Source organism: Micromonospora sp. NPDC048839, from assembly GCF_040649915.1.
Taxonomy (GTDB): Bacteria; Actinomycetota; Actinomycetes; order Mycobacteriales; family Micromonosporaceae; genus Micromonospora.
In genome coordinates, this window is the sequence record NZ_JBEZGL010000012.1 from 108,944 (window position 1) to 131,939 (window position 22,996).

Below are 22,996 nucleotides of genomic sequence, written 5' to 3' on the forward strand. Positions count from 1 at the left end.
ACGCGTCGACACCACTCGATCCTGGATGGAGCACGATCATGCGGAGACGACCCGCGCGCGGGGTATGGTGGGGGCTCCTGTTCTCGGTGATGGCCTGGGTGCGCCGCCAAGCACCTCTCACATGATCTTTTTCTTGTCCGGCGGAGTCGCCGTCGCGGCGTGAGCGCCGCCATCCGGGTCCGGCCCAGGCGCGAGCTGTGTGCCGCCCGCCGACCCCGCCAGCATCGCTGCTGGGGCCATCTGATCGCCGCCCCGCTCTGGCCGCTGCACGGCGCGAACCTGGGCACCCTGTTGCGTACCTGCGACGCGGTCGGTGCCTGCCTGGCCGTGCCGCCCTTCCGGTGGGTGGACGAGGCCCTGGCCCGTGGCAACACCCTGCGCCGGCCGGGCTGCGTCCACCGGGTCGGCAGTCCGCTGCGGTGGCTGGCCGCCGAACGGGCCGCCGGCACCCGGATCGTCGGGGTGGAGTTGGCCGACGAGGCCGTTCGGCTCGGTGACCTGCCCGCTGCTCGGGGCCGCACCGTGGTGCTGCTCGGGCACGAGTCGACGGGCATCCCGCCCGAGGCCCTCGACCACCTGGACGCGGCCGTGGAGATTCCCATGGTCGGGCACGGCCAGAGCCTGAACGTCGCCGTCGCCGGATCGCTGGTCCTCTACAAACTCGCCGGCCTGCTGTAGTGCAGGCCGGGGCGGACCCGGGCGGGAATCAGGCCACGCCGACCGGGCGGAACTGGACGCTCACCCGAGGGCCGACCGGGCGGGTGGTCTTCGGGATGGAGTGCTCCCAGGTGCGTTGGCAGGAGCCACCCATCACGATCAGGTCGCCGTGGCCCACCGGGAAGCGGAGTCTGTCGCCGCCGCCGCGAGGACGCAGGAGCAGGGGTCGGGGCGCGCCGAGGGAGACGATCGCGACGATGGTGTCGGTGTGTGCGGAACGGCCGATGGTGTCGCCGTGCCAGGCGACGCTGTCCCGGCCGGACCGGTAGAGGCACATGCCCGCGGTGACGAAGGGCTCGCCCAGCTCGGGGGCGTAGTGCCGGGTCAGCGCGGCCCGTGCCTCGGTGAGCACCGGGTGGGGCAGTTGCCGGTCGCCGTCGTACCAGCAGAGCAGGCGGGGAACGTCGACCTCGCTGTCGTACATGGTGCGCCGCTCGGCCCGCCAGGGCACCTCGGTGAGGAGGGTGTCGAGGACGGCGTCGGAGCCGTGCACCCACCCGGGAAGGTGGTCGACCCAGGCGCTGCGGCTGAGCTGGTGCCGGCGGATCAGGCCGGGCAGGGACCCCAGGGTCGGCCCGGCGTCGGTCAGGTCGAGCATCGACGGCTGGTAGGCGGCCTGCGTCATCCAGCCACCCTAGCAGCACTTTCGTACACCCGTGCTAGGTGCTGGGCGTGCTGGTCCGCTGGGGTCAGCCGGGAACGGCGGCGGCGCGTACGGCGTCGAGCACCGCGTCCACGACCCGTGCCCGGCCCTGCCCGTCGACGGTCGACCAGGCCTGCGCGGCGAGCGTCGCGCGGCGCTGCGGTGAGCTGAGCAGCCCGTGCAGGGTCCGCGCCGCCGCCGCGCGGGCGGCCCGTCCGGCGACGCCGGCGGCGGTCAGCTCCGGCAGTTCGCCGAGGCCGGCGGCCAGGCCGTGCCGCACCACCCGGGTGTACGACTCACGTTGGTTGTCGACCACGCACACGAGCGCGGCGGGCGCGCCCAGGCAGCAGAGTTCCCAGGTGGACGTGCCGGCGGCGCTGACCACCAGGTCGGCTTCGGTGATCAGTGCCGGCAACGCGCCGGTGGGTGGCACCGGCCGGATGACCTGTCCCCGGCCGGGGGCGACGTCCTCGACCTCGGCCTCGATCTCGGGTCGACCGACGATGACCGTGAGGTCCATCGGATGGCCGGTGGCGACGAGCACCCGGGTCAGTACCGGTGCCGCGCCGACCGCGTCGGTGCCGCCGAAGAAGGCCAGCACCCGGGGTCGGCTGACCGTCGTGACCGGCGGAGGCGCCGACGGCCGGGCGGTGATCACGGAGTCGCGCAGCAGGGCGTATCCGCTGCCGGCGAGCAGCCGGCCCGGCAGCTCCGGCAGCTCCGCTGCGCGCGGCAGCTCCGGCAGCTCCGCTGCGCGCGGCAGCTCCGGCAGCTCCGCTGCGCGCGGCAGCCCCGGCAGCTCCGCGCCGAAGTTCTGGTCGAGGTAGAGGTCGGCGACCTGGCCCCGGCTGTCCCCGTCGATCACGGCGAGGGTGAACACGCCGGCGGCACGCAGCGCGCCCGCCCCGGCCGGGTCCAGCTCGTAGGAGTCGAGGACCAGCACGTCCAGGTGGTGTCGGCGGGCCGCCTCGACCAACTCGGCGGGCGAGTCCGGACCCGGGTGCAGCGGGATGCCCCGGGCGGCCAGTTCCGCGGTGGCCCAGGGGAGCCGTTCGACGGTGCCGAACACGGCGACGTGGACGCCCCGGGCGAGGAACTCCTCGGCGAGGGCCAGGCAGCGGACGAGGTGGCCGACGCCCCGCCGTGGGCTGGCGTCGCAGCGCAACCCGACCCGCGGCGTGTTCAGCACTCCTCCAGTTGCTTCTGTCGGACGTCGGCGTTGAGCGCGCGCAGGTGGGGTTGCCCGTGCAGCCAGTCGGCGAGGGTGGCCAGCGGCACGCTGACGTCACCGAAGTGGTCGACGACCGCGCTGACCAGCGCCCAGTCCCGCTCGGTGTCCAGGGTCAGCCGCAGCGCGGAGCGGTCCGGGGTGAGCGTCACGCCGAGCACCCGGAACAGCTCCGGATGGGTGTACGCGTACGAGGTGACGTGCACCCGGTGGTGGTCGGTGGCGAGCCGGCCCAGGGTACGCAGCGTCTCCGCTCGGATGATCTCGACGTCGAGCCCGCGGGGCAGGGTGCGGGCGATCGACGTGCTCGCGTAGTCGAGCCCGGGGACCGCCCGGTACACCGACGCGACCAGGGTGATGATCTCCGGGTCGAGCAGCGGGCAGTCGGCGGTGAACCGCATGACCGCGTCGCCCGGGTGTGCCGCGAGCGCACCCACGAACCGGCCCAGCACGTCGTCGACCGGCCCGCGGTGGCACGCCACGCCCAGCCGCGCGCACTCGGCCACCACCGCGTCGTCGACCGCGTCCGTGCTGGTGGCGACCACCAGGTCGGCCAGGACGTCGCTGTCGAGGGCGGCGCGTACCACCCGGCCCAGCACGGAACGCCCGGCGAGCGGGCGGAGCACCTTGCCGGGCAGCCGGGACGAACCCATGCGCGCCTGCACGATGCCGACGATCCGTGGTCCGGCGTCGTCCGTGGCGACCCCGGGCACCGGTACGGCGGTCACTGCTGCTCCTCCTGCTTGGGGGCGAGCACCGCGGTGGCCCGGCGTTTGGCGGCGCGGGCGCCCCGCTTGGCCAGCCGGGCCGGGGTGATGGCGAGCCGGCCCACCCGGTAGCTGAGCGAGCCGCTGAGCAGGCCGATCGTCGTCTCGGCCCGCCGCAGCGCGCGTTCCCGGGAGGTGAGCAGCTCCTCGGTCCACGCGGTCAGTGCCGCGAGCCGGGCGAGTTCCTCGCGCTGGCGCAGCCACGCCTCGTGGAGCTGTTGGTAGCTGCGCGCCGCACCGACCGGCGGGTCGGTCGGCGTGACGGCGTGCAGCTCGGTGGCGAGGCGGACCTTGCCGTCGGTGTCCAATCCGTGCAGCGCCGCGGCGATGGCGGCCTCGGCCTCCACCGCCTCGCTGACGGTCGCGCGGTCCAGGTCGTGTCCGGCGAGGCCACCGAGCACCACGGTCAGGCCGGCGACATCCAGGGTGGACGACCACGGGTGGGCGTACCCGCCGGTGAGCAGGCCCGCCGCGAAGCGCCACAGCCCACGAGCCAGCACCACGTCGGCGGGCAGCGGATCGGTGGCCCGCCAGCTCGGGTCGAGTACCGCGTACCGCTCGCCGTCGACGACCACGTTGTCGGTGCCGGCCAGCGCCGCCGCACCGGCGATCCGGCCGTCGGTGTCGGCCTGGTCGTCGAGCCAGCCCGCGTACCCGTGCAGCAGCGTGCGCAGGGCGGCCAGGTCGCGGCGCAGGGCCGCGTCGAGCAGCAGGGTACGCAGCAGCCGGCCGGCCGGCACCGGCCCGGACAAAGCGTCCGCGTCCCGGTACGCGGCCTCGCGGCTGGCGAACGGCGCGGCGGCCGGCAGATCCGTGCCGGTGGTCGCGAGGCGTCCCCACCGCCATCCCGACGGACCGTGTCGCACCTCCAGCACGCCGATCCCGGGCCGCCCGGTCTGCACCAGCGCCACCGGCAGATCCCCGTCGACGGGCGGTGTGCCCGGATCCGCCGGGTCGGCGGGCCGGTGTGCGAGCACCAGCCAACCCGGCGCGAGGTCGGCGGCGCGGCCGGCGTGCAGCGCGTCCACCGCCAGCCGGGCCGGGTCCTGGAGCACGGTGTCGCCGGTGAAACCGCCGGCGCACGCGCCGTGCAGCGCCGCGTCGAAGAGGCCGGAGCCCGCGTCGGAGTCGAGCTGGTCGGCGTCGAGCAGCGCCGTCGGGGTGCCGGCGTCGGGGTACGCGGCCCAGCACGTGCCCGCCCGCAGCCCCGCCGCGGTGAGCCGCTCGCGCAGCTGCTCCCGGTTGGCCGGGTGGGTCCGGTCGAGGACCCCGCCGATGGTCCACGCGGAATCCTCCCGGCCGGCGTACCAGGGGGTGGCGGCGACCAGTCGGTGCAGGCCGAGCGGGTTGTCCACGCGCAGCAGCAGCGCGCCGCCCGGACGCAGGGCGGCGACCAGTCGCGTCAGCACGCCGTCCCAACCGAGGCGGGTGCCCTCCACCGACTCGACCGGGTCCAGCCCGGCGGCGGCGATCACCACGTCGTACGTCTCGTCGTCGGGCAGCCCGGCCGGGCCGCCCACCACCAGGTGGGCGGCTCGCTGGGCGAGCGCGACCGCGTCCGGGTGGCTGCGCAGCAGGACTGTCACCTCGGCGTGGCCGAGCTGGTCGAGCAGGGCCGGGTCGTGCGGGCCGGCCACCAGCACCCGGGCGGCGGGTGGCACGAGCCGGGCGGCCAGCGCGGCGAGGGGTCCACCGTCGGCCAGGCGCTGCTGCGGCAGGTCGGACCAGGCCAGCATCTCGCCGCCGGGCAGGGTGATCCGGCCGGCGGGTGCCGTCGCAGAGGCTGTCGGGGAACCTCGCAGCGGCTGCGACGGGCCCAGCCGACGACCGGCGGCGTTGGAGGGTGGTCCGGATACAACACCGGTATCCGGACCACCCTCCGCCTTGCCGGATCGCCGCCTGGACTCCGCCTCGCTCGCCCCGGGGTTCCCCGACAGCCTCTCAGTCGTCACTGTGGTCCTCTTCCTCCTGGAGGTTCGCCCAACCGAGCAGCTCGCGCAGCTCTGCCGGCGCGCAGCGGTGGTCGGTGCCCAGTTCGGCGCGGGCGATCTCGACCGCGGTGGGCAGGTCGACCTCGGTGCCGTGCAGCTGCGGCCACTGCCGTCGGATGCGGGCCGTCCCGCCGAAAGTCGGGTCCTCGTTGGACAGGATCATCGGGTCGCCGTAGACCGCCGGTTCGCAGCCGGCCGCGATGCCGTAGAAGATCGCGCTGGTCAGCCGGTTGGATGCTACCCGCCGGTGTCGACGCAGCTCGGTCAACTGTTTGTCGAGGAACTCCGGGTCGGTGTCCTTCCACCAGTGTCCCCGGTAGCCGTGGCAGATCACCCGGAAGCCGGCGCGCTCGTAGAGTCGGCGGACGCTGCGCATCCGGTGCTCGTGCCAGTAGAGGCAGACGGTGACCGGGCCGGGCTCGGTGTCCTGGATGAGCGCGATCAACTTCCGGTGGTCACCCTTGACGTGCTGGCCCTCCCAGCCGTGGAACGGGTACCAGATGGTGCCCTCCCGCTCCTCGGCCGCCGGTTGCTCGGGGCGCAGGGCCAGCAGGTAGGCGAACGGCGCGCCGATGACCACCACGTTGCGCCGCCCCACCGACCAGGCCCGCCGGCGGGTCTGCTCGGACCAGAGCAGGCTGGGGGAGCGCTCGGCGTACGGGTGACCGGGGGCGAGGCCGTCGCCGATGTTCCAGCCGTGCTGCACGTACCCGTTGATCCGCGGTGGGTGCCGGTCGCCGAGACCGGCGTAGCGGGCCAGGACGTGCGCGTGGCCGTAGAAGTGGTTGGCGTGGTGCATCAGGTTCCCATCAGGCGGCGGAACGCACCGAGCCGAACCGCAGGGCCGTGGTCAGCGCGTCGATGACGCGATCCTGGTCGGTGTCGCTGAGTCCCGGGTAGAGCGGCAGGGACAGCTGCTGGGAGTAGAACGACTCGGCCACCGGGCAGGACCCGCGCCGGTAGCCGAGGTCGGCGAAGGCCGGGTGCCAGTGCACCGGGATGTAGTTGACCTGGACGCCGATGCCGGCGGCGCGCATCCGGTCGTACACCTCGCGGCGGCGCCCGTCGAGCACCCGGATCGGGTAGAGGTGCCAGGCCGGGTCGGCCCACGACCTGCGGTTCGGCCGGAGTACGCCGTCGAGGTCGGCCAGTGCCTCGTCGTAGCGGGCGGCCAGGGCGGCCCGTCGCGCCGTGAAGTCGGCGAGCCGGCGCAGTTGACTGCGGCCCAGGGCGCAGAGCACATCGGGCAGGCGGTAGTTCAGCCCGAACTCGTGCACCTCCTGGTGCCAGCCGCCCTCGTCGGCGAAGCGGAACTCGTCGCGTTCGCGGACCATCCCGACACCACGGAAGCGGCGGGCCCGCGTGAGGACCCGCGGATCGAGTGCCGCGACGGCGCCGCCCTCGGCGGTGGTCAGGTTCTTGGTGGGGAAGAACGAGAACGTGGTCAGGTCGGCGAGCGAGCCGACCGGCCGACCGTGGTACGTCCCACCGATCGAGTGTGCCGCGTCGGCGAGCAGCAGCGCGTCGCTGCCGTCGACGGACTTGCGGAGAGCGTCGTAGTCGGCGGGGTGGCCGGCGTAGTCGACCGCGGCGACGACCTTCGTCCGCGCGGTGACGGCGGCGGCGGCCGCGGCCGGATCGAGGCAGAACGTCTCGTCGTCGACGTCGGCGAACACGATCTTCGCGCCGAGGGCGACCGCGCTGCTGGCGGTCGCCACGAAGGTCATCGGGGGGACGACCACCTCGTCGCCCGGTCCCACGCCGGCCGCCGCGTACGCCACGTGCAGCGCGGCGGTGCCGTTGGAGACGGCGGCGACGCCGACCCCGCCGGTCCAGGCCGCGAGGTCGGCCTCGAAGGCGTCGACCTGCGGGCCGGTGGTGAGCCAGTCGCCGCGCAGCACGTCGGCGACTGCGGCGATGTCGTCCTCGGTGATCGAATGCCGGCCGTACGGGAGCATCCCCGTCATGCGGTGAGGCCGAGCATGTCGCGCAGCTGCTCGACGGTGAGCCACTCGTCGTTGGTGTCCGACTGGTAGGCGAAGCCGTCCGGCACCGGGTCGCAGTCGACCGGCGGCTGGTAGCCCCAGGTGGCGATTGTCGGTTGGACGATGAACCGGCCGTCGGCGCGCAGCGTCCGGCGGCTGTCGTCGGGCGCGATCATCTCCTCGTGCAGCTTCTCGCCCGGGCGGATGCCGATCTCGTGGGTGGTGGCGTCCGGGGCCACGGCCTCGACCAGGTCGAGGATGCGCATGCTCGGGATGCGGGGCACGAACAACTCGCCGCCCTGCATCTGGTCGAACGAGTCCATGACGAACTGCACGGCCTGGTCGAGCGTGATCCAGAAGCGGGTCATCCGCTTGTCGGTGATCGGCAGGCTCTTGCCCTCGGCGGCCAGCCGGCGGAACAGCGGGACGACCGAGCCGCGGCTGCCCACCACATTGCCGTAGCGCACCACGGAGAACCGGGTCGGGTGCTGGGCGGCGTAGTGGTTGGCCGAGACGAACAGCTTGTCGCCGACCAGCTTCGTCGCGCCGTACAGGTTGATCGGGCTGGACGCCTTGTCGGTGGAGAGCGCGATGACCTTCTTGACGCCGGCCTCGATCGCGGCGTCGACGACGTGCTGGGAGCCGGTGATGTTCGTGGCGATGTACTCGGAGGGGTTGTACTCCGCGGTGTCCACCTGCTTGAGCGCGGCGGCGTGCACCACGTGGTCCACCCCGTGCATGGCCCGGGTGAGGCGGTGGCGGTCCCGGATGTCGCCGATGAACCAGCGCAGCCGGGGGTCGTCGCCGAGTTGCTGGCGCAGCTCGTACTGCTTGAGCTCGTCGCGGGAGAACACGACCACGCGGGCGGGGTCGGCCGCGGTGAGGATGTGCCGGAGGAACGTCCTGCCGAAGGAACCCGTTCCCCCGGTGATCAGAATGGACGATCCATTCAACTCACTCAATTTGGTGCTCCCGTGATCGTGGATGAACGGGCGGCCCTCGGCCGGCCGACCGGGGTGAGACGCTAGCCAGGGCGGGTTAACTCCCCGACGCTCGCGGGTTAACCGCGCCCGGTGCTCCTGTGAATGCCGAGCACCGCGTAGGCGAACACTTCCCTGCGGCCCGTAACCGGCCTGACCTGGCCACATTGGGCCGTTACAGTGACCGCGCGAGTGACCCGCCAGCCCTGCGCGCGGCCGGTTCCGCGTTCACCCGACATCCGCATCGGCTCGGTGCGAGCGGGTCACCCCACGTGTCACCAGCGCGGGCCGACGGCCCCGGCCGGTCCACGCGGGGACCGGTCCGGCCGGCAGTTCTGGAGGCGTTGATGGCATCCGGTAGCGACGTGATCGAACGGCCGGAGGTGGTGGCGGCGACGACCGACGCCGCACCGGCGCGGCGCTGGCTGGTGCCGGTGCTGCTCGTCATCGGTTGGGTGCTCAGCGTCGCCTGGCGGATGTGGCTGTCCCGGCACGTCGTGCTGCCGATCGCGCACACCGACGAGGACAGCTACCTGAACACCGCCCGGGCGCTGGCCGGCGGGCCGGGCGGGTTCAGCAGTGAGAACGACCTGCTGCGCCGGGTCGGCTACCCGATGCTGATCTCGCCGGCGTTCCTCGGGGACCGGGACTTCGGCGACAGTTACCGGATCGTCCAGCTGATCAACGCGATGGCGAACTCGACGCTGTTGCCGTTGGCGTACCTGCTCGGTCGCCGCCTGCTCGGGCTGCGCCGGTCGTACGCGCTGCTCGGCGCGGTCGCGGCGGCGACCCTGCCGGCCACCGCCTTCTACGCGGGCATCGCCATGATCGACACGGTGATGGCCCCGCTGGTCGTCGCCTGGCTGCTCGCCGTGCACCGCTGGATCTCCCGGCCCGGCCCGCTCGCCGCCGCCACCGTCGGCCTCCTGGTCGGCGGGTTCCACCTGCTGCACTCGCGTGGCCTGGTGATCGTGGCGGTGCACGCCGGGTTGGTCCTGCTGCTGCTGGTCCGTCGCCGGATCGGCCCGCCCGCGGTGCTCGCGGCGCTGCTGCCGGTGCTCGCCATGGCGCTGCTCAACGCCGCCGTCATCCACCACCTCGGCGACAAGGTCTACCTGCTGGGCAGCACCCCCGGCGGCGGCACGGTCGAGGCGGTCGCCTCCGTGCAGGGTGTGGTCCGCGTGGGCGCGGGCGTGGCCACCCAGCTCTGGTACCTCGTGGTGATCACCTTCGGGATGGCGGGAGTGGCCTGGGCCGCCGCCGTGCGCGAACTGTGGCGTCCCCGGCACGGCGACGCCGCCCGCTGGACGATGGGCGTGGCCCTTGTGGTGACCGTCGGGGTGGCCGGCGGGGCGTCGGTGATCCTGGCCGGCATCACCGGCAAGCCGCTGGACGCGATCTACGGCCGCTACGTGCAGATGCTGGCGCCGTTCTGGCTGCTGGTCGGGCTCGGGGTGCTGCTCACCGCCGGCCACCGCGTGGTGCTGCGCCGGGCGGCCGTCGCGGTGGCCCTGCTGGTCGGCGGCGGAGCGCTGATCGCCGCCCGCCTCGCGTACGTGGCCAGCCAGGGCCACCGGTTGCGCTACGGCGGTTTCAGCGCGCCGGACCTGGTGGCGATGACCGGGGGTTGGCGGGAGATGCGCCCGGTGCTCGGGTCACTTGTCGGGATCGGCGGCTGCCTGCTGCTGGTGGCCGCCGCGCTGGTGCCCCGACTGCGGTTGCCGATGTTCGGCGTGCTCGTCGCGGCCAACCTGGTCACCATGCAGGTCATCGAGCACCGCATCGTCCGGCCGGCCGTCGCGAGGACCGCGCCGACGCCCTGGGTGGCCGACGTCGGCGTACGCCCCGGCGAGCGGGTCTGGGCCTCGACCGGCGTGGACTACGTCCTGCGGTTCAACCTGAGCCACCAGGTGACCTGGACCGACGTCCGGTGGTTCGGCGAGCAGCCGCCGGCGGCGGCGCAGGTGGTGTTCGCCCGCTGGGCGCCCGGTCAGCCGGACGACTGGGACGGCACCGCGTACGGCTTCGTCCGGCTCGGCGGCAACCCGGTGCAGCACTGGGCGGCCTGGCGGCGGGGCTGACCCCGGCCGGAAACCGCTATTCGTGAACGGCGGATGTCCACCGGCAACACCATCGGTTAATGATTCGGGTCCATTACCCGAATGGGTTCGACAATCAGCGCTGGCGGCGGTCGGCCCGAGCCAGGGAAATCGGGATGACGGTGATTTCCCGACCGTCGGACAGCTCCTGTCTCGGGGTGCCCTCGACGAATCGGAAACGCCGGTTCATCTGTCGTACGACGGAATTGTGACCGAGCACCTCGCCGTCGAGTCGGTCCAGGTGCAGCCCGTCGAACGCGTACTCGACGGCCTCCCGCATGACCCCCAGCCAGGCGGGCAGCGTCTCGTCCCGCCCGGCCAGCCCGTCGGCGTCCAGATAGAAGCCCCACGCCCCGGTGCGAGGGCCGTCGAACCGCAGGTCGAAGAAGGTGACCACGCCACAGGGCCGGTCGTCGCGGACGTACACCAGCACCCGCCGGGACCTGTCGTCGCGGACCGCCGACCACCACCGGGCGTGCTCGTCGGCGGTGATCTCGTGGCTGGTCTTGCTGACCTGTCGGTTGGTTTCCTGGTTACGCCAGGACAACATCAGGTGAACGTCGTCCGCCGTCGCTTCGCGCAGCACGTGCGTCTCGCTTTCTTAGCTGTTCACATCCGGTCGGAGCACCTTACCCGGGCACACCGGGAAAGCGGATATGCATTCGATGGGTTGTAGACTGCGCCGCATGAACGAATTGAGTCGCGCGCAGATCCGCGACCTCATGGCTCAGGTGCTGAAGAACCAGGACAAGGAGCTGCCCGCGGACGACGCGGCGCAGTTGCGGGAGATCGGTTTCCGGTCGCTCGACTTCTCCGAGTTGGCCCTGCGGGTCGAGGACGAGACGGGGGAGGAGCTCAACTTCGACGCCCCCGGCCTGCGCCGCATCGCCACCGTCGGAGACGTCCTCGACTTCCTCGTCGAGCTTCAACACCAGTGACAGTCGCGACGGCGCGCGACCGCGCAACCGCGCCCCGGGAGCCGGCGGGCGTCGACAACCGGATCGTCGTCGGTGGCGCCGCGCTGACCTGGCGGGCACTGCCGACGCCGACGCTGCCCGATCCGGCGGCGGTGCTCGCCCACCGTGGCGTACACGCGCTCGCCGCCGCTCGGCAGCACGCCGGGCACGGCACCGAGCTGCTGCTCAGCACGCCGAGTCGAGTCGACGCGGCGATGCGGACGGAGTTGCTGGAGGCCGGGTTCACCGTCGGCGTCCTCGACGACGACGGCGTGCAGCCGAGCGTGCCGGCCCGGCCCCGAGCCGCCGAGCCCGGCCGGCTGTGGCTGCTGACCTCGGGCTCGACGGGGCGTCCCAAACGGGTCGGGCACACCCTCGACACACTGACCACGGTGCGGGCCCAGCAGCCCGACCGGACCTGGCTCTGCCCGTACGCGCCCGGCACGTACGCCTGGTGGCAGGTGGTCACCCTGTCACTGACCCAGCCCGGCCAGCACCTCGTGGTGGTCGAGCCCGACGAACTGGACGACTGGCCCACCGTCGCGGCCGCGCACGGGGTGGACGCCGCCTCCGGCACCCCGACCTTCTGGCGTCGCACCCTCTACCGCGACGCCGCCGCCCTGGCCCGGGTGCCGCTGCGTCAGCTCACCCTCGGCGGCGAGCCGGTGGACCAGGCGATCCTGGACCAGCTCCGGGAGGTGTTCCCCACCGCCCGGATCTCCTGGATCTACGCCTCGTCCGAGGTGGGGGCGTCCATCGTGGTGCACGACGGGCGGGCCGGCTTCCCGGTCGACTGGCTGGACCGAAAGACCCCGGGCCGGCCGACGCTCTCAGTTGTGGACGACGAGCTGGTGGTCACCTCCCCGCACCACGGGGTCGGACTGTCCGGCCCGATCCGCACCGGGGACCGGGTGCAGGTCCTCGACGACCGGGTGCTGATCACCGGCCGCCTCGACTCGGACGAGATCAACGTCGGCGGCAGCAAGGTCTCCGCCGGGGTGGTCCGCGGTGTGCTCGCCGGGCATCCGGCGGTGGCCTGGGCCCGGGTGACCGGACGCCGTGCCCCGGTGCTCGGCCGGATGGTGGTCGCCGAGGTGGTCCTCAACCCCACCGACACCGCCGGCCCGACTTCGGTCGCCACCGGGGTGCCCGACGAGGCCGCGCTGGTCCGCTGGTGCGCGGACCGGCTTCCCGAGTACGCGGTGCCCCGCCGGATCCGCGTGCTCACCGAGATTCCCGTCAAGGAGACGCTGAAGAGCGATGTCTGATCCCGTCGTCACCCCACTCGTTCCGCCCAGCACCGTGGTCCTCGTCTCCGGCGGCTCCCGTGGGCTGGGCCTGGCCATCGTCACCGACCTGCTCGACGCGGGCGTACGGGTGGCGGCGTTCGCCCGTACCGTCACGCCGGAGCTGGCGAAGCTCGCCGCCGAGCATCCCGACCGGGTGCACGTCGGCTCGGTGGACGTCACCGACCTGCGGGCCGCGCAGAGCTTCGTCCGCGAGGTGGAGCAACGCCTCGGCCCGATCGACGGCATCGTCAACAACGCCGCCGTCGGGCAGGACTCGCTGCACGTGCACACCGCCACCGACGACATCGCCCGGATCATCGAGACCAACCTGACCGCCCCGTTGCAGCTGACGCGGCTGGTGGTCCGCCGGATGCTCGGCAAGGGCATGCGCGGGCGGATCGTCAACATCACCTCGATCTGCGGGCAGCGCGGTTTCCCGGGTCTGGTCGCGTACTCGGCCACCAAGGGCGGCATGGACGCCGCCACCCGCTCGCTGGCCCGGGAGTTGGGCGGGCGGATGCTCGTCAACTCGGTCGCTCCCGGCTTCTTCGCCTCGGAGATGTCCGCGGTGCTCGGCCCGACCCAGCTCGACCAGATCGTGCGCCGCACGCCGACCGGTCACCTGACCGAGCCGGCGGAGGTCACGCCTGTGGTGCGGATGCTGCTGCGGGAGCAGACCAACATCAACGGCCAGGTGATCGTGGTGGACGGTGCCGCCGCCATCTGACCTGGACCGGCTGCTCCGGCCCCGTCCGGTGCCGGGGCTGCTGGCCGTCGCCGAACGACACCTGCGCATCGGTGCTCCCGCCGCCCTGACCGATGCGGTGACCCGCAGTCACCTGGACGACGGACGCTGCGTCGGCTGGTACGGCCCGCGGACGCCGGGGTGGCGGGTGGCCATCGACGCGGAACGGGCCGACGCCCCGGTGCCCCCGGCGCTGGCCCGCCGGTTCGGCGTGGAGGACTTCTGGGCGCGGTGGACCCGCGCCGAGTGCTGCTGCAAGCTGACAAACGTGCCGGTGGCGGCGTGGTGGCGTCGCCACGGACTGAGTACGCCGGCCGACGGGTCCGCGGTCTGGCGGACGCTCTGGTTGGCCGACCTGGTGGTCACCGTCGGCTTCGTGCCCGACGGTCGGGCGGCGGCTGCTGCTGCTGGCTGCGTCCTGTAGAGCTGCCCCACGTGTGGGGCAATGCCCGCCGTGGAGTCCTCGAACGGATGGGTGCTGTTGGTGGTGGCTGCGTCCTGTAGAGCTGCCCCACGTGTGGGGCAGCGCCTGCCGTCGCATCCCTGGGACGGGTGCGTGCGGTGGCCGGCTGCCCGTGCCCCAGATCTGGGGCAGCTCTACAGGGCGCTCAGGGGAGTGCACCGGGCCGGGCCGCACCCACTCGGCGACCCGGCCTCGGACGACGGTCAGACGACGGTCAGACGACGGTCAGATCAGATCCCAGCTCAGGGGAGTGCCGCGGGAGACGTCGGTGGTGAAGGTGCGGCCCAGCACCCGGTCGATCTCCACGGGGGGCAGGCCGCCGGCCGGCCGGATCGACCGCACGTTCTGCGCGGACACCTGATCACCGGCACGGACGTCCTCGACCACGAACAGGGAACGGCGGAACCGTAGCCCCTCCCGCTCGGCCGGGGTCGGGCCGATCGCGGTGCCACCCAGCGCCTCGTACGCCCGGCCGGACTCGGCGACGAGCGCCGTCAGCTCCGCCGGGTTCAGCGAGAAGTCCGAGTCCACGCCGCCGTCGGCCCGGTCCAGCGTGACGTGCTTCTCGATGAAGCAGGCGCCGAGCGCCACCGAGGCGACCGCCACCCCGATGCCGGGCGTGTGGTCGGAGAGTCCGACCGGCACGTCGAAGGCGCCGGCCAGCACCGGCAGCCGGCGCAGGTTGCTGTCGGCCGGCGGCGCCGGGTAGGACGCGGTACAGGCCAACAGGACGATGCCCGCCGCGCCGCCGGCACGGGCGGTGCGCACCGCGGCGTCGATCTCGGCGACCGTCGCCATCCCCGTGGAGATCACCATCGGCTTGCCGGTGCTGGCCACGAGCCGGATCAGCGGCAGGTCGACCAGCTCCGAAGAAGCGATCTTGTACGCCGGCGCGTCCAGCGACTCCAGCAGTCGCACGGCGGTCGCGTCGAACGGTGACGAGAAGACGGTCAGCCCGCGCTCCCGCGCCCGCTCGAAGATCGGGGCGTGCCACTCGTACGGGGTGTGCGCCCGCTCGTAGAGGCGGTACAGGTTCTCCCCGCCCCACAACTCGTGCCCGCCGGAGATCCGGAACGCCGGGGTGTCGACGTCGATCGTGATCGTGTCCGGCCGGTACGTCTGGAGCTTCAGCGCGTGCGCCCCGCTCTCGGCCACCGCGTCGACGATGGACAGCGCCCGGTTCAGGTCACCGTTGTGGTTGCCGGACATCTCGGCCACCACGAACGGTCGCTCCCCGGCACCGACCAGGTGCGGTCCGATCTTGATTGTCGCCGTCATTCCGACCTCTGCTCAGGTATGCCCGCACCCGCGTGCGGTGGTGCTGCTGTCGTCGTCCACCCGGCGGGCGAACGACCTGGACAACCACTGCGCCGGGAGTCGATCCGGCCCCCGGCGTGGTGTGCGCTGGTCGCGGTCACGGCAGTCGGCCACCGGCCAGCGCGTCCCGCCGCTCCGTCGCGATCCCGCCGCCCCGCGTCGTCGCGACGTCCGCCCCTCGACCCGGGTCCTCGTCGGCGGTGACCGGGCCGGCTCCGGGGGCGACCCCACCGGCCGGGCCGCTGCGGCGCAGGCGACCGGCGATCCGGTGCGCCTGGCGCAGCGCCGAGTACGCCAGCCAGTCGCCGCGCCCGACGAGGCGGTGCTTGAGCCCGCTCGCCCCGGCGGGCAGCGGATAGCCGCCGATGGGCAGGTACCGGCGGTAGTGCTCGGCGGCCCGGTGGAAGAAGTCCCGCCGCAGGTGCGGGTGCAGCCGGTCGTAGTTGCCCACCACCACCAGGTAGTGGCTGATCATCAGCTGGAACAGCTCGGCCTGCAACCGCTCGTCCGGGTGCCTGCGGGCGACCCAGTCCAGCAGGCGCTCGTACTGGGCGAACGCGTCGAAGTGCCGGCCACTGCGGGTGGAGGTGATCGCGCCCTGCCGGCCCTGCCGGTACAGGTAGCAGACCCGGTTCAGCACGGAGATCTTCTCCGCGCCGATCAGTAGCGGATGGCTGAACGGGATGTCCTCGTACCAGCCGGGGAAGAACCGCAGCTCCAACCGGTCCAGGAAGTCCCGGCGGACCACCTTGTTCCAGGCGGTGTGCTGCACCCGCAGCAGCTGCGGCTGGTCGTCCAGGCGGGTCACGCCAGCGATCCCGTGCAGCAGGTGACTGCTCGCGTCGATCTCCCGCCGGCCGTCCTCGTGCACCCGCAGGTGGTCGAGCATCAGCACGTCGGGCTGGTGCTGGCGCAGCCGGTCCAGCACGGCCGCGATCGTGCCCGTCGGCACCCAGTCGTCGCTGTCGATGAACCAGACGTACCGGCCGGTGGCCACGTCGAGCCCGGCGTTGCGGGCCAGCCCCAGACCCACGTTGCTGCTCAGGTGCACGACGCGGACGCGGTCGTGGCCGGCGGCGTACGAGCGGAGCATGTCGCCGCAACCGTCCGGGGAGGCGTCGTCGACGGCGATCAACTCGACCGCGTCCGACTCGCCGGCCGGGATGTCGGCCCGGATCGACTCGAGGCACTGGTACAGGTACGCCTCGACGCCGTACACGGGCACGACGATGCTCAGCAGCGGTGCGTGCGTCGGCTCATTGACCACGCCCGCCACCTTCGACGACCCGGATGGCCGGCCCCGGAACCGCGCGTGACCGCGGATGGTGGAGTCGTTGAACTCCCGCCCAGCAAAAGGTTAACGCCGGCCGGCGGGACCAGGCCCGCGACGGGCGGGACACGTCCGGTTCACCCGGGAGTGACCCGGTAGGGTGCCCCGGTGCGGCCCCGCCGGGCCGTCGCGGGCGTCACCGTCGTGCCGTCCACGCCGCGTCGAGGAGGATACGAACGTGCTGGTGACCCTGCCAAGCCTCGGTATCCGCCCATGACGAGCGCCGCCGCGGCGTCGACCGCCCGGCCCGTCTCCGCGCCGCCCCGGCTGCCCTCGCTGACCGGGCTGCGCTGGATCGCCGCGCTGCTGGTCTTCGGGTTCCACGCGGGCACCATGCGGATCATCGCCGAGCCGGACGTCAAGGCCGTTGTCGACAAGGTCTTCAGCCTCGGCCTGTCCGGGGTGCAGTTCTTCTTCATCCTCAGCGGGTTCGTGCTGGTCTGGTCGGCCCGCCCGGGCGACTCCCGGCGCACCTTCTGGCGGCGACGAGTTGCCAAGATCTACCCCAACCACCTGGTGCTGTTCGGGGCGACGGTGCTTGTCGCCTGGTGGTTCGCCGACCCGGTCCTGCCTGCCGCCGCGTTGGAGAACCTGCTGCTGTTGCAGGCCTGGGACCCCCGGCCGGGCTGGTTCTACAGCATCAACACGGTGAGCTGGTCGCTCTCCTGCGAGTTCTTCTTCTACCTCTGTCTACCGCTGGTGCTGCCGCTGCTGCGCCGGGCCCGACCGAAGCTGCTCTGGGCGCTGATCGTCGCGTTGCCACTGCTGATCCTCGCGCTCTGGCCGGCCCAACACCTGGTGCCGGAGGTGAGCCGGTGGTGGTTCACCCAGATCTTCCCGCCGGTGCGGTCGCTGGAGTTCTGGTTGGGCGCCGTGGCGGCCGAGCTGATGCGCCGGGGTCTCTGGCGTGGCCCCGGGCTGACCTGGGCCAGCCTCATCTTCGTGGGCGTCTGGGCGGCGGCCGCGCAGTGGATTCCCGCGGAGCTGTGGACCACGCTGCTCGCGGTCGCGTACCTGCTGGTGATCACCGCCGCCGCGGACGCGGACGTGCGGGACCGGCGGTCGCCGTGGCGGTCGCGCCCGCTGGTCTGGCTCGGCGAGGTCTCCTTCGCCTTCTACCTGGTGCACGTGCTGGTGATGACCAGCGTGCTGCGCTTCACCGGCGACTGGGGGACCGGCTTCAGGGGATGGCGCGGCCCGGCCGTGGTGCTCGGTTTCCTGCTGGTGACCCTGCTCCTCGCCGGGCTGCTGCATCGCTACGTCGAAACCCCGATGATGCGCCGGCTCGCGCCGCGCCGCCCGGCCCGATCGGCGTCCGTCCCCGGACAACGCACGGCCGGAACCCGGGCCCCCGGCGACGCCGCCCCCGAAACCGGCGGACCCGACCAGACCGACAGTCGATCAACGTACGCGGACACCCGCTGACACCGTCCACCCTGGTCAGAGGGCTCGGCGCGGCGCGCGTCGACACGCCAGCGGTCGATGCGCCCGGGTCGGCACGACGGTAGCGTGAGGACGTAGCTTCCGGTCGCGCTCACCGTGGCCAGGTGGCCGACGGGGCTCCCCATCGCTCTGCTTGCCCAGCGAGGTGCCGACCATGGAGACCACCGTCTTCTACCAGTTCGTAACCGAGGTACCGCAGGCCGCTGCCATCTGGTCGGCCCTGTTCCTGCTGGCGCTGGGCGTGCTCGCCGTGCTTGTCGCCCGGCCCGAACGGGACCGGCCCACCGGCGACCCGTCTCCCGCCGTGCCGACCGCGCGTGAGGTGGCCGCGGCCGCGATCGTCGACAGGCGTCGGTACGCCGAGGAGGTGGCCGTCGCGGCGGCCGGCGCGACCCGGACGGCCCACCGGCGACGCGATGCCTGGCTGGCCGGTCAGGAGCAGGCCGAACGCGCCTGGGCGCGCTACGACGAGGCGGACACCGCCGCGCGCCGCTTCGCGGGGTCCGGGGCGCTGCCCACCCCGGCCACGCCCCGCACCCCCGCCGAGTACGCCGCCCGGGAGCGCTACCTGCACCGCGCGGCGACGGCGGCGTACTGGCGGGGCGACCTGAACATGGCGCAGCTCAGCGACGTGTTCGGGCACCGGCACGGCTGGGATCCCCGGCGGCACCCGGTCGAGCAGGAAGCGCTGCTCAGCCGGTCGATCCGGGACGCGAGACGGGCCGAGCACCAGGCCGCCGCCAGCGCGGAGCAGGCCGCCTGGCGGGCTGCGGAACTGGCCGCCGAGTCGGCGCGCACCCTTGCCGAGGAGGCGTGCGCGGCAGCGGCCCGGCTGCGGCCGAGTCGGGCACCCGCCCGCCGGCTGGTGCGCGGGGCGGCCCGTCCCGCCGTCGTGGCACGCTGGCGCCCGGCCCGTGCGGGTTGAGTCCGATCCGTTGTGTGAGCCCGGTCACGGGATTGCGAAATCGGGCGTCCGGCACGTCCGGCGCGATTCTTCCCGGGATTCTGACCGCAGTTTCGGCGACCTGTCCGGTTGTCGCCCATAGGCGTCACCGTAACCGCTTGTCCCATCGAGTCACGTCAGCGGCAGAACGCGCAGAAATTGCCGCGCCGATTCGGGTTTACGCAGGTGAACCTGGCTTGGCATGGTGTGAACGGGCCAGTAGTGTCGTCCCGTCCGGTGCGGTAACCGATCGCAACAGGCGACGCCGCGCCGACCCGCTCAATCGTGATGAACGAACCGGGGACCCATCAGTAAGTCCGGGGTGAATCCGCGAGCCACGGCCCGCGGTAGGGCGATCTTCCCGCCCGAATCCGTCAGCTAACCCGGTAGGCGGTGTCGGAAGGAGTTCCATCCTCGTGCAGCACCTCTCCACCCCTCGGCTGTTCCCACGCCTCCACGGCGCAGCGGTGCCCCCGCTCATCCGTCACGAGACGGTGAGCTGACCCCCCGGGTCATCGCCTCACCGCCCGGCCCCGCCGGGCGTTTCCCCTGAGCGGTTCACCACCCGCGGACCATCGTCCGCGCGCTGGCGCCTGCCCGGATACCGGTCCGGCCCCGGTGTGCCGCTCTCCCCCCGACCGTGGAGGACCCCGTGAAGCACACCATGCAGCGTCAGCTCCGCCGCATCGCGACCGAGCGCCCGTACCAGATCGTCGCCGCCTCCGCCGCGGCCCTCGTGCTCGCCGCCACCACCGGCACCCTGCTCGCCACCGCCGACGACGCGCCCGCCGGCCAGCGCACCGCGACCACTGTCGCCGAGATGCGCACCGACGTCGCCGCCTCCCGGGGCGAGGTGCGGGACGCGTCACCGTCGGCGAGCGCCGCGCCGAGCAGCGCCGCCCCGGCCACCAGCGCCGCCGCGCCCGCCGCCAAGGCCAGCAGCAACCCGGACCTGACCCGGAAGCCGGAGCGGCCGAAGCCGCCCGCGACAAAGGTGCTCGACTACGAGTACGAGGCGCAGAACACGTACTACAACTGCGGCCCGGCGGCCACCCGCAACGCGCTCAGCGCCACCGGGATCGACCGTACCCAGGAGGAGCTCGGCGCCGAACTGGGCACCACCGAGATGGGCACCAACTCGGCCGAGGACACCACCCGGGTGCTCAACGCCGAGGTGAAGGGCTCCCCGTACCGGACCCGGATGTTCGCTGGCGCGCCCAGCCCGGCGCAGATGGACCGCCTCCAGGCCGACGTCGTCAAGGCCATCACCGACGGCCGTGGCGTGGTCGCCAACGTCGTCGGGGACGCCACCGACACCGACGGCGGCTGGCACTCCTACGGCGGCGGGCACTACATCGCCGTCGTGGGTTACAAGGACAACGGCCGCACGGTACGCATCGCCGACTCGGCGAACCCGGCCGACCCGTCGTACTGGGTCACCACCATCGACCTGGCCAACTGGATCGCCAGCCGGGGCTACTCCGCCTGACCCGGCACGCTGACCGCCACGGGCGCCGTCCCTCACGAGGGGCCGGCGCCCGTCGCGTCGTCCACGGCGGTACGCCCCCGTCGACGACTCTCGTCCCTGGCGCTGAACCGTGGGAGACTGCGGCCGTGGTGGATGAATCGGGTGGTCACGCCGGTCGACGGCCGGTCCTGCTGCTGTTGCACGGCATGGGGGCCACCGGCGACGTGTGGTTGCCCTGGGCGCCGTACCTGGAGCAACACTGGCCCGGCCGGTGGCTGGCACCGGACCTCGCGGGCCACGGCTGGGCGTCGCCGCTGCCGTCGTACTCCTTCGCCGGCTTCGCCGAGCGGATCGCGCCGACCCTCGCCCCCGACGACCGGCTCGTCGTGCTCGGGCACTCGCTGGGTGGCGTGGTGGGCCTCGCGTTGGCCGCGCGCGACGCCGGGATGCCGGTGGACGCGGTGGTCGGCTTGGGGATCAAGGCGCTCTGGTCACCCGGCGAACTGGAACGGGCCGCCGAGTTGGCCGCCCGCCCGGTGAGCTGGTTCGCCAGCCGTACCGAGGCGGCCCGCCGCTACCTGCGCGTCTCCGGGTTGGCCGGCCTGCTCCCGCCGGACCACCCGGTGGTGGACGCCGGCCTTCGTCAGGTCGACGGCCGGTGGCGGCTCGCCATGGATCCGAACGCCTTCGCCGTCGGCGAGCCCGACCTGACCGGGTTGCTGACGGCGACCGACGTGCCGGTGCTGCTGGCGCGCGGCGAGCACGACCCGATGGTCACCGACGCGCAGCTCAAGGAGTACGGCGTGCCGGTCGCCACGCTGCCCGGTCTCGGGCACAACGCGCACGTGGAGAATCCGGCGGCCGTGCTGGCGCTGCTGGACGCGTACCGCTGAGGTTCTGGGCGGACAGTCCGGGTCAGGCGAGGGGGGAGAGCTGCGGCGAGCGTTCGGCCGCGGGGTCCTCCGTCGCCGTCAGCTCCCGGCGCGCGGCGGTCAGGAACGCCTCGGCGTACGACGTGGCGGGGAAGTCACCCAGGTAACGCCGGCGGGTGGCCCAGCGCTCCGCGGCCAGCGGATCGGTGTCCAGCATTGCGGTCAACACCTCGTCCACGTTGGACAGGTCCCGACGCAGCACGTAACCCGACGCGGCCAGCGGGAACCGCTCGGCGAACCGGTCGCCCTCGTCGCCCATGTCGGTGACCGCGTACGGCTTGCTGGAGTAGAGGTAGTCCGAGATCACCCCGGACACGTCGGAGATCAACGCGTCGGACCGGTTCACGCACTCGGTCAGGCTCAGCTCGCGGGCCGCCGCGCCGACGACGTGCTGGCGTCCGCTGCGGGCACGATCGGCGACGAGCACCTCGGTCAGCCGACCCAACTGCCGTGCCGAGGCCGGGTTCTGCGCCGTGTACGGGTGGGCCCGCAGGATCACCGTCGCGCCGCGCTCCAGCAGCCGCCGCAGCAGCCCCTCGGCGACCGGGAGCGAGCAGTAGTCGGCGTCGGCGTGGTGCCCGGTCCAGGTCGGGGTGTAGAGCACGGTCGGCGTCGCCAACCCCCGGGCCGGCTCGGGGCGTACCTCGATCGACTCCACCTGCGGGCGGCCCACCACCACGAACTTGTCCGCCGGGATCCGCACCCCGGCGCGGGCGTACCTGTCGATCGCCGCCGGGCCGGCCACGAAGATCCGGTCGAAGATCCCGGACACCGGGTTGGCACTCGGCGCCTTGTCGCTGTCGCCGTGGTGCAACTGGACGTGGGTGAGCTGGGTGAAGCGGATGCAGTGGCTGTTCTTCGCGCCGTGGTTGACGTAGAACGCCGCCCGCAGGCTCGGCACCAGCGCCTCGTCCATGGCCCGCAGGGTGGGGCAGTAGACCACCGGCGCGTCGGTGGCCGCGGCGATCGGGGCCAGGAACTCCGGCTCGCGCAGCACGACCAGGAACGGCCGGCCGATTCGCTCCAGGTACGGCAGCCACATGGTGACCTGGTATTCCGAGCCGGGCGGCGCCGAGAAGTAGAGCAGGAACTCCGGTTGGTGCCGGCGCAGTGCCCGGGCCACCGGCCCGCCGCCGGCTCCCGGCCGGAACCGCCGCCGGGCCAGGTCCAGGGCGACCACTCCGGTGCCCGCGGCGACCAGCAGGCTCGCGGCCAGCGCCACGCCGGCCGGCAGGATGAGCGCGCCGGCGAGCGCAAGGACGGCGAGCAGCCCGAGCAGGGCGGTGCCGAGCCGGTCGGCGATCAGTGGCGTCCAGGCCCGGACCGGCAGGTTGGCCGTGCGGATCTCCAGGCTGCCGGCGGTACGCAGGGGCCCCACCAGCAGCACCAGTCCCAGCAGGACCAGGGCGGTGGCGACGAGCGTCAGGTTGAGCCCGTCGTCCAACCGCCGGGAGTAACCGACCAGGATCGCGGCCGCGATCAGCGTCGTCTCCGCGACGAGGTCGGCGTTGGGCCGGATCCGCTGCTCGGCGGCCGAGGCGGCCAGCGCGGCGACGGCCAGCGCCAGCCCCCAGCCGGTGGCGCCGGTGAGCGCCAGCACGACAAAGGCCAGCACGGCCAATCCGGTGCTCAGGCACCGGGCGGCCAGCTTTCGGACCAGGTCGCCGCGCATGTCGCTCCGTTCGTGGTTCCGCCGCCGG

General features: G+C 73.2%; 21 protein-coding genes and 1 riboswitch. Of the genes, 10 read left to right on the top strand and 11 right to left on the bottom strand.

Annotated features, from left to right (window positions below; translation table 11 throughout):
• Positions 1-159 precede the first annotated feature (159 nt).
• On the top strand, positions 160-678 hold the full coding sequence (locus AB0C25_RS22860; RefSeq protein WP_357376199.1) for a TrmH family RNA methyltransferase: 519 nt from the start codon (positions 160-162) through the stop codon (positions 676-678).
• A 28-nt stretch (positions 679-706) separates the two neighbouring features.
• On the opposite strand, the gene AB0C25_RS22865 is transcribed toward AB0C25_RS22860, so the two are convergent.
• From AB0C25_RS22865 to pseB, 7 genes are all read right to left on the bottom strand, one after another.
• A complete protein-coding gene (locus tag AB0C25_RS22865; RefSeq protein WP_357376202.1) occupies positions 707-1,342 on the bottom strand; it encodes an alpha-ketoglutarate-dependent dioxygenase AlkB in 636 nt (211 codons plus the stop codon).
• A 64-nt stretch (positions 1,343-1,406) separates the two neighbouring features.
• Positions 1,407-2,546, bottom strand: coding sequence for a spore coat protein (locus AB0C25_RS22870; protein WP_357376372.1), 1,140 nt, complete (start codon positions 2,544-2,546; stop codon positions 1,407-1,409).
• Positions 2,543-3,316, bottom strand: coding sequence for a glycosyltransferase family protein (locus AB0C25_RS22875; protein WP_357376204.1), 774 nt, complete (start codon positions 3,314-3,316; stop codon positions 2,543-2,545). Before AB0C25_RS22875 ends, AB0C25_RS22870 begins: the two co-directional genes overlap by 4 nt.
• On the bottom strand, positions 3,313-5,091 hold the full coding sequence (locus tag AB0C25_RS22880) for a class I SAM-dependent methyltransferase (RefSeq protein ID WP_357376206.1): 1,779 nt from the start codon (positions 5,089-5,091) through the stop codon (positions 3,313-3,315). Before AB0C25_RS22880 ends, AB0C25_RS22875 begins: the two co-directional genes overlap by 4 nt.
• 205 nt (positions 5,092-5,296) lie before the next feature.
• Positions 5,297-6,145: a hypothetical protein gene (locus tag AB0C25_RS22885; protein ID WP_357376208.1), complete on the bottom strand. Its 849-nt coding sequence runs from the start codon at positions 6,143-6,145 to the stop codon at positions 5,297-5,299.
• Between the two features lie 10 nt (positions 6,146-6,155).
• Positions 6,156-7,313: an aminotransferase class I/II-fold pyridoxal phosphate-dependent enzyme gene (locus tag AB0C25_RS22890; protein WP_357376210.1), complete on the bottom strand. Its 1,158-nt coding sequence runs from the start codon at positions 7,311-7,313 to the stop codon at positions 6,156-6,158.
• On the bottom strand, positions 7,310-8,293 hold the full coding sequence (pseB, locus tag AB0C25_RS22895; protein WP_357376212.1) for a UDP-N-acetylglucosamine 4,6-dehydratase (inverting): 984 nt from the start codon (positions 8,291-8,293) through the stop codon (positions 7,310-7,312). The genes AB0C25_RS22890 and pseB overlap by 4 nt, the downstream gene beginning before the upstream one ends.
• 365 nt (positions 8,294-8,658) lie before the next feature.
• On the opposite strand from pseB, the gene AB0C25_RS22900 reads away from it, so the two are divergent.
• Positions 8,659-10,392, top strand: a complete 1,734-nt coding sequence (locus AB0C25_RS22900; RefSeq protein ID WP_357376214.1) for a hypothetical protein — start codon at positions 8,659-8,661, stop codon at positions 10,390-10,392.
• A 94-nt stretch (positions 10,393-10,486) separates the two neighbouring features.
• On the opposite strand, the gene AB0C25_RS22905 is transcribed toward AB0C25_RS22900, so the two are convergent.
• A complete protein-coding gene (locus AB0C25_RS22905; RefSeq protein ID WP_357376216.1) occupies positions 10,487-10,996 on the bottom strand; it encodes a GNAT family N-acetyltransferase in 510 nt (169 codons plus the stop codon).
• A gap of 100 nt (positions 10,997-11,096) precedes the next feature.
• Here AB0C25_RS22905 and AB0C25_RS22910 point away from each other — a divergent pair, with 100 nt between their 5' ends.
• From AB0C25_RS22910 to AB0C25_RS22925, 4 genes are read left to right on the top strand one after another with little or no spacing between them, the layout of a single operon-like run.
• The gene (locus tag AB0C25_RS22910) at positions 11,097-11,348 is read left to right on the top strand and encodes an acyl carrier protein (protein ID WP_091401397.1); all 252 of its coding nucleotides are present in this window, start codon (positions 11,097-11,099) and stop codon (positions 11,346-11,348) included.
• Positions 11,345-12,634: an AMP-binding protein gene (locus tag AB0C25_RS22915; RefSeq protein WP_357376218.1), complete on the top strand. Its 1,290-nt coding sequence runs from the start codon at positions 11,345-11,347 to the stop codon at positions 12,632-12,634. The genes AB0C25_RS22910 and AB0C25_RS22915 overlap by 4 nt, the downstream gene beginning before the upstream one ends.
• Positions 12,627-13,382 (top strand): SDR family NAD(P)-dependent oxidoreductase, encoded by a 756-nt coding sequence (locus tag AB0C25_RS22920; protein WP_357376220.1) that lies wholly within the window; start codon positions 12,627-12,629, stop codon positions 13,380-13,382. The genes AB0C25_RS22915 and AB0C25_RS22920 overlap by 8 nt, the downstream gene beginning before the upstream one ends.
• The gene (locus tag AB0C25_RS22925; protein WP_357376222.1) at positions 13,366-13,824 is read left to right on the top strand and encodes a hypothetical protein; all 459 of its coding nucleotides are present in this window, start codon (positions 13,366-13,368) and stop codon (positions 13,822-13,824) included. Before AB0C25_RS22920 ends, AB0C25_RS22925 begins: the two co-directional genes overlap by 17 nt.
• Before the next feature lie 264 nt (positions 13,825-14,088).
• Here AB0C25_RS22925 and pseI read toward each other — a convergent pair whose 3' ends face one another.
• Together pseI and AB0C25_RS22935 are read right to left on the bottom strand one after the other, a co-directional pair.
• Entirely contained in the window at positions 14,089-15,141 is a 1,053-nt protein-coding gene (gene pseI, locus AB0C25_RS22930; protein WP_357376224.1) for a pseudaminic acid synthase, read from the bottom strand.
• Between the two features lie 136 nt (positions 15,142-15,277).
• Positions 15,278-16,447, bottom strand: a complete 1,170-nt coding sequence (locus tag AB0C25_RS22935; protein ID WP_357376226.1) for a glycosyltransferase — start codon at positions 16,445-16,447, stop codon at positions 15,278-15,280.
• A gap of 276 nt (positions 16,448-16,723) precedes the next feature.
• Here AB0C25_RS22935 and AB0C25_RS22940 point away from each other — a divergent pair, with 276 nt between their 5' ends.
• From AB0C25_RS22940 to AB0C25_RS22955, 4 genes are all read left to right on the top strand, one after another.
• On the top strand, positions 16,724-17,935 hold the full coding sequence (locus AB0C25_RS22940) for an acyltransferase (RefSeq protein WP_357376228.1): 1,212 nt from the start codon (positions 16,724-16,726) through the stop codon (positions 17,933-17,935).
• A gap of 172 nt (positions 17,936-18,107) precedes the next feature.
• Complete coding sequence (locus tag AB0C25_RS22945; protein ID WP_357376230.1) at positions 18,108-18,878, top strand: hypothetical protein; 771 nt, start codon at positions 18,108-18,110, stop codon at positions 18,876-18,878.
• Positions 18,879-19,162: 284 nt separating this feature from the next.
• Positions 19,163-19,304: riboswitch (cyclic di-AMP (ydaO/yuaA leader) on the top strand.
• A 232-nt stretch (positions 19,305-19,536) separates the two neighbouring features.
• Positions 19,537-20,385: a C39 family peptidase gene (locus AB0C25_RS22950; protein WP_357376232.1), complete on the top strand. Its 849-nt coding sequence runs from the start codon at positions 19,537-19,539 to the stop codon at positions 20,383-20,385.
• Between the two features lie 125 nt (positions 20,386-20,510).
• Positions 20,511-21,257: an alpha/beta hydrolase gene (locus tag AB0C25_RS22955; RefSeq protein WP_357376234.1), complete on the top strand. Its 747-nt coding sequence runs from the start codon at positions 20,511-20,513 to the stop codon at positions 21,255-21,257.
• 22 nt (positions 21,258-21,279) lie between these two features.
• Here AB0C25_RS22955 and AB0C25_RS22960 read toward each other — a convergent pair whose 3' ends face one another.
• Positions 21,280-22,968 carry a CDP-glycerol glycerophosphotransferase family protein gene (locus tag AB0C25_RS22960; RefSeq protein WP_357376236.1) on the bottom strand — a complete coding sequence of 563 codons (1,689 nt, stop codon included), beginning with the start codon at positions 22,966-22,968 and terminating at the stop codon, positions 21,280-21,282.
• Positions 22,969-22,996 lie beyond the last annotated feature (28 nt).